The organism is Paraburkholderia sp. GAS334, assembly GCF_050436625.1.
Classification (GTDB): Bacteria; Pseudomonadota; Gammaproteobacteria; order Burkholderiales; family Burkholderiaceae; genus Paraburkholderia.
The window spans coordinates 1-4,851 of record NZ_JBNDMO010000077.1 but is presented as its reverse complement, the minus strand read 5'-3'; the positions used below and the strand labels follow the sequence as shown (position 1 = coordinate 4,851).

Below are 4,851 nucleotides of genomic sequence, written 5' to 3'. Positions count from 1 at the left end.
ATTCTAGCCACCTCCCCCACGCCTTGCAAGCACTATTTTTGAGAACGGACAGACGCCGTCAAAACGGCGATCGGGGATGCGATCCCCGGTGATCGAACGTGACCGGTCCAGGCGATTCGATGCGTCTACCACCGACTGAGCACTCATATATTGCATCGGCGTGAGTCAGGCCCCTTTCGCTCCATGCAGCGCGGCGTGGCCTATGCCATCCGGCTGCCCCCATACAAATGATGGGTGTGCACAGAAAAGACTAGAATATACGGCTCTGTGCACCTCAAACTTTCCGGATTTATGCGCTCGCGAATCGCCAAACGTCTCCCTCCTGATGCCGACAAGCTGGTCGGCCTCTCGCTCGCGCTTTTCGCGTCGGGCAGCCGAACCGAAGACCGCTTCTGGGAAGCGAAGCTCGACGTGCTGCTGGCAAAAATCGTCCGTAATGGCAATCAGACGACACTGGACGCTGCGCTCGATCATCTGCAACAGAATCATCCGGATGCGTACGGTGCGCTCGCCGATATGGCGGAAACGCATAGTGAATCGTTCCTCGTCGATTACGACGGCACGCCGCACGAAGCCTTGCTGATCGCCGCACCGGTCCTCGCCTGGACCCGTTACGCGATTCCGTCGGGTCCGCTCAAGGGCGAAGCCGCCGACGCCCTGCGCGCGCATCTGCAGGCCCATGTGCTTGCGGCAGATACGCGCGTCGCGATGGCGCCATTCCTGTACAGCATCGATCAATTGCCGCGTCATCACGTGGAAACATGGCGCGTGGCACAACAGCTTGCGCAGACGGCGGCTGGCGGTCACGGCGCGAAATTCAATTTCGGCGAGCTGCCTGAAACATCGCCGATCCTCGCCGATCCGCGATTCCTGCTCGCCGTCGTCATCGCGCCGGTCGGCGCTCCGGTGTTCCGCTGGCAGGAAGAAGAGCACGGAAGCCGCATCGAGCGCGGACAGTGTCTCGAACAATGGGCGACACAAGGCGGAGCCAATCTGTCGATCATCCTGCCAGGTTGCGAATTCGAGTGCCTGTTGCCAGACGCCTACTACTCCGCCTGTCGCGATGCCGATGAACGCGTGCGTCCTCATACGGTCCGCACTGCCGTGCGCTATCTCTTCGACACGATCGGCGCCGCACCGCAGGAGTTGCGTGCGGTCGTCGCGGGTTTCGGCGAGCGACACATCGACGAATATCGCGTCGGCTTTACCCGACGTGGCAGCAATGATGTGATCTACGGCGTTGTGTGGCCACTCTACGGTCGCGAGAATGGTGAGCCGGGCATCGACGAGGAGCCGCAGGAAGCCGCGCCCAGCGACGGTCCGCTTGAAGAAATCGTCGCGCTGCTGAAGGAAACCGGCATCACGGAAGTACGACGTCATGCCGGACGTTTCGAACCGGAATACTGCGACGATTGCGGCGTGCCACTTTATGCAGATCCACTCGGTGAGATCGTGCATGCAGAGATGCCCGAGGACGCCGAACCGGCGCAACCTCACTTCCACTGACACACGCGCCGCCAGATTCTGACAGCCCCGCCTCGCGCGGGGCTTTTTCTTAGCACGCATCCTATGCCTTTCGGACAGGCAGTCCTGCAAGATGGAATTTGTCATCATGGGACCGGTGGCGCATCACAGCGCGTCCGGCGCCTGCCGGCCCGTGCGCATCGCGCCACCTCGACCGATTCATCTGGAGGAGGCAACGCATGCGTTTTACCGTATTCAACCCGGAAGCCGAACGGCGCGAGGGACTCAAGGCCCTGTTGAGGCAGATCGACCGTCAGGCGCGTTTTAGCGAGGCGCAGGACTGGCGCCATGCGGACCGGGCATTGCGTCGGCTGAAACCCGATCTGCTGGTCATCGACTGGGAGAACGGGATGCGCATTGCCGACGCCCGGGCGCTGTTTGCAGCTCATCGCGCCGTACCGGTCGCGGTACTGACCGACGACGCCTCGCCTGGCATCGTGCGCGCCCTGATCGATGAAGGCGCGCTGGGCGTGATCCCGCGCAGAATGGATCCGCGCCTGATCGTCAGGGCATTTGAAATCGTGCTGCTAGGTGGTCACTACGTGCCAGCCGGCGCGCTCGCGCTCGAATCGCCACCGGTAGCGCCCGAGGTTCCGGTTCGCCGTCAGGAACCGCGCACCGCCAAGCCGCGGCGGATACGTCTTTCGAATGGACTTTCGCCGCGTCAGGAGCAGATCATGCGATGCGTGCACATGGGCAGTACCAACAAGATGATCGCGCGCACGCTCGGAATCAGCGAGGGTACCGTCAAGATTCATCTCGCCAGTATTTTCCAGCAACTCGGTGCGCCCAATCGGGCCGCTGCCGTCGCGATCTATAACGGTTGGCTCGCCGCTCAACTCCAGGTGCTGCGCCCGGATCAAGAAAGTGCCCCTCACGCGGTCCCCGGACAACATGGTGTTGTGCCGTTGCGGCGCCGCCCGAACCACCAGTTCAAGTATCCGTTGCCAGCAAACGACGCCGGCGGCGCCATCGCGACCGCCGCTGAGCCTGTCGTGCCATTCGGTGATCCAGCCACGGAGCCCGTCCGGTGACCGGCACGGACGGACTGGCCACACGCCCACGTTCTGCGCACGCTTTGTCGGGCGTGGTTGCGACATCGCGCAGCGTGGCAGGCGCATGGAACTCGCGAGCCAGTCCCGCGGAGCCGCCTCGGCGCCGTCAACGCCGCACGCCCAGCTGTGCCGGGCGCCGGTAAAGCGGACAGGGAAAACCACAACGAGAAAGGCCTGAACCAGAGGCGCACAGGCGCCACCAGCATGGCTGGCACGGATTCCGCTCACCCGTTTTAACTTCCAGGAGTAATATGAGATTTATGGGTTTCCTCTACACACCGCTGCCGTTCTGGGTCGCTGTCGGTGGCTGGATTGCCACTGCCGGCCTGCTTGCGCTCGCGCTATGGAAAAACCCTTTCAAGCGTCTCCAGGACGCCACCTTGCAACACGTGTGGCTCGCACTGATCGTCGCGATGTCGGTACTGTGGGCAAGCAATGCATGGCTCGATGACGGCACAGTCATGCACCTGCTCGGCGCCACACTCGTCGTCACGCTGTTCGACTGGGCGCTCGCACTGGTCGCAATGGCCGCGGTCACGGGCATCGCCGCTGTGATCTTTGATGCGCCCTGGCAAGGCATCGCCCTCACCTTCCTGATATTCGGCGCGTTGCCAGTCGCGGTGTCGGCGCTTCTGCAACGGGCGATCGTCAAGTGGCTGCCGCGCAACCTGTTCGTCTTCATCTTCGGTCAGGGTTTCATCTCACCCGCTATCGCGGTGACGGTCACCGCGATAGCGGCGGTGGCATCGCATGTCGCGCTGGCAGACGGGTCGATGATGGTTGTGCCCGCTGGCTATCTTTTCAGCGTCTTTCTGCTTGCAACGGGCGAAGCGTGGTTCACCGGGATGTCCACGGCGTTGATTGCCGTCTACCGGCCGGCCTGGGTCACGACTTACGATGTGCGTCGCTACCGGCTCGGCGGCCCGCGCATCTGAAATCGGGCGGTGCCTGGATCGCGAGTAAGGGGGCGATGCCGGGTCAATGCGGGTTGACTCATGATTGCGGGACTGACGACCCGCACGTGAAGAACCGGTGGGAAAGCAAAAACGGTTCATCGCGAACCTCCGTTCGCAGCATCGATGATTCTGGAAAGGACCTGTTTCGAGTCGACGTAATTGCAGAAAAGGGCGACTACTCGCATCCCCGCGCAACGAAGATAATCCCGTGACGAACCACCGCCACCGCCTTCGACAACAGCGAACGCAGCCCTTCAGTCAGCGCCGACCAGGCCGCGTGCGCCAAAAATTTTGTGTCAGGATTGAACTCCTCTCGTCCGCCGGGCATCTTACGTGCCTGATGTTTCATAAGCCCTGATAGATGGATAGCACCAACGCACCGCGCCGATTGCTGCGGTTGGTCGGCCGGCTAGCGGCGATTGCAGCGGGCGCCTCGCTCGTGTGCACTGCTCCCGCGTTCGCCGATCAGCTCGAACAGCACAACGAACTCGTCAACAGATTCGTCCATGACCTGCACGCCGATCCGCTCGTTGCGGACTGCGCCGCGCACGCCAATTTCGTGGCCAGTACTTCGACGGCTTTCGACCATGTCGAATTCCCGCCCAGCTCCTTCGATAGCGCCCATTCTTCGGTCACGCCGTGGAACGATTCGTTCGACGAGGGCAAGCAGCGCGTCAAGGTCGACAACATCGTGACCGTCGAAGGTCTCGGCGTGCCGCAAAGTGGAGGTGGCTCGCCGATGGATCTCAAGTTCCGCTGCGGCTACGTAGGCACTCAGATGCTCGCGTTCAGCTGGAACGACCCTGTGCCGCCGGCGAAGGCACGTAGCGCGCCTTCCGGCGGCCAGAAAAAGAAAGGCGCGAAGGGCAAACATTCGCCCAGCAAGAAGTCGACTGGCAAGGTATCGTCGTCGGCCGCGGCGACGAAGTCGGCTGGCAAGCCGACGTCGAAATCGTCAGCGAAGAAAAAGTCGCACTGACCAGGCATCCTCAGGCGGCCGTTTCAAGCGCCGCGGCGCCCAGGACGGAATTCCGGACCCACGTGTCCTGCGCGGCGCAAAACAAAAAAGCGGGGAACACGCGATGAGCGTGTTCCCCGCTTTTTTGCACGACCTGCACGACCTGCACGACCTGCACGACCTGCACGACCTGCACGACCTGCACGACCTGCACGACCTGCACGACCTGCACGACCTGCACGACCTGCACGACCTGCACGACCTGCACGACCTGCACGACCTGCACGACCTGCACGACCTGCACGACCTGCACGACCTGCACGACCTGCACGACCTGCACGACCTGCACGACCTGCAC

At 62.5% G+C, this 4,851-nt stretch carries 6 protein-coding genes; 4 read left to right on the top strand and 2 right to left on the bottom strand.

Annotated elements, in window-relative coordinates; all coding sequences use genetic code 11:
- Window positions 1-291 precede the first annotated feature (291 nt).
- The 3 genes from P3T21_RS38160 to P3T21_RS38150 all read left to right on the top strand — a co-directional run bounded on the left by P3T21_RS38160 (window position 292) and on the right by P3T21_RS38150 (window position 3,514).
- Window positions 292-1,506, top strand: coding sequence for a DUF2863 family protein (locus tag P3T21_RS38160; RefSeq protein WP_429261015.1), 1,215 nt, complete (start codon window positions 292-294; stop codon window positions 1,504-1,506).
- A 197-nt stretch (window positions 1,507-1,703) separates the two neighbouring features.
- Complete coding sequence (locus P3T21_RS38155) at window positions 1,704-2,558, top strand: LuxR C-terminal-related transcriptional regulator (protein WP_429261014.1); 855 nt, start codon at window positions 1,704-1,706, stop codon at window positions 2,556-2,558.
- Between the two features lie 281 nt (window positions 2,559-2,839).
- Window positions 2,840-3,514, top strand: coding sequence for an energy-coupling factor ABC transporter permease (locus P3T21_RS38150; RefSeq protein WP_429261016.1), 675 nt, complete (start codon window positions 2,840-2,842; stop codon window positions 3,512-3,514).
- Between the two features lie 196 nt (window positions 3,515-3,710).
- Here the strand turns inward: P3T21_RS38150 and P3T21_RS38145 are convergent, their stop codons facing one another.
- Window positions 3,711-3,884 (bottom strand): hypothetical protein, encoded by a 174-nt coding sequence (locus tag P3T21_RS38145; RefSeq protein WP_429261013.1) that lies wholly within the window; start codon window positions 3,882-3,884, stop codon window positions 3,711-3,713.
- A gap of 12 nt (window positions 3,885-3,896) precedes the next feature.
- Between P3T21_RS38145 and P3T21_RS38140 the strand changes: the two genes are divergently transcribed.
- The gene (locus P3T21_RS38140) at window positions 3,897-4,514 is read left to right on the top strand and encodes a BspC domain-containing protein (protein ID WP_429261012.1); all 618 of its coding nucleotides are present in this window, start codon (window positions 3,897-3,899) and stop codon (window positions 4,512-4,514) included.
- 10 nt (window positions 4,515-4,524) lie between these two features.
- Here P3T21_RS38140 and P3T21_RS38135 read toward each other — a convergent pair.
- A partial coding sequence (locus P3T21_RS38135) for a hypothetical protein (protein ID WP_429261011.1) occupies window positions 4,525-4,851 on the bottom strand: 327 nt, incomplete at its 5' end.

Excerpts from the sequence above, each read along its gene's own strand:
- P3T21_RS38145 (WP_429261013.1), bottom strand. The coding sequence starts at position 3,884 with ATGAAACATCAGGCACGTAAGATGCCCGGCGGACGAGAGGAGTTCAAT.
- P3T21_RS38140 (WP_429261012.1), top strand. The coding sequence starts at position 3,897 with ATGGATAGCACCAACGCACCGCGCCGATTGCTGCGGTTGGTCGGCCGG.
- P3T21_RS38160 (WP_429261015.1), top strand. The coding sequence starts at position 292 with ATGCGCTCGCGAATCGCCAAACGTCTCCCTCCTGATGCCGACAAGCTG.
- P3T21_RS38150 (WP_429261016.1), top strand. The coding sequence starts at position 2,840 with ATGGGTTTCCTCTACACACCGCTGCCGTTCTGGGTCGCTGTCGGTGGC.
- P3T21_RS38155 (WP_429261014.1), top strand. The coding sequence starts at position 1,704 with ATGCGTTTTACCGTATTCAACCCGGAAGCCGAACGGCGCGAGGGACTC.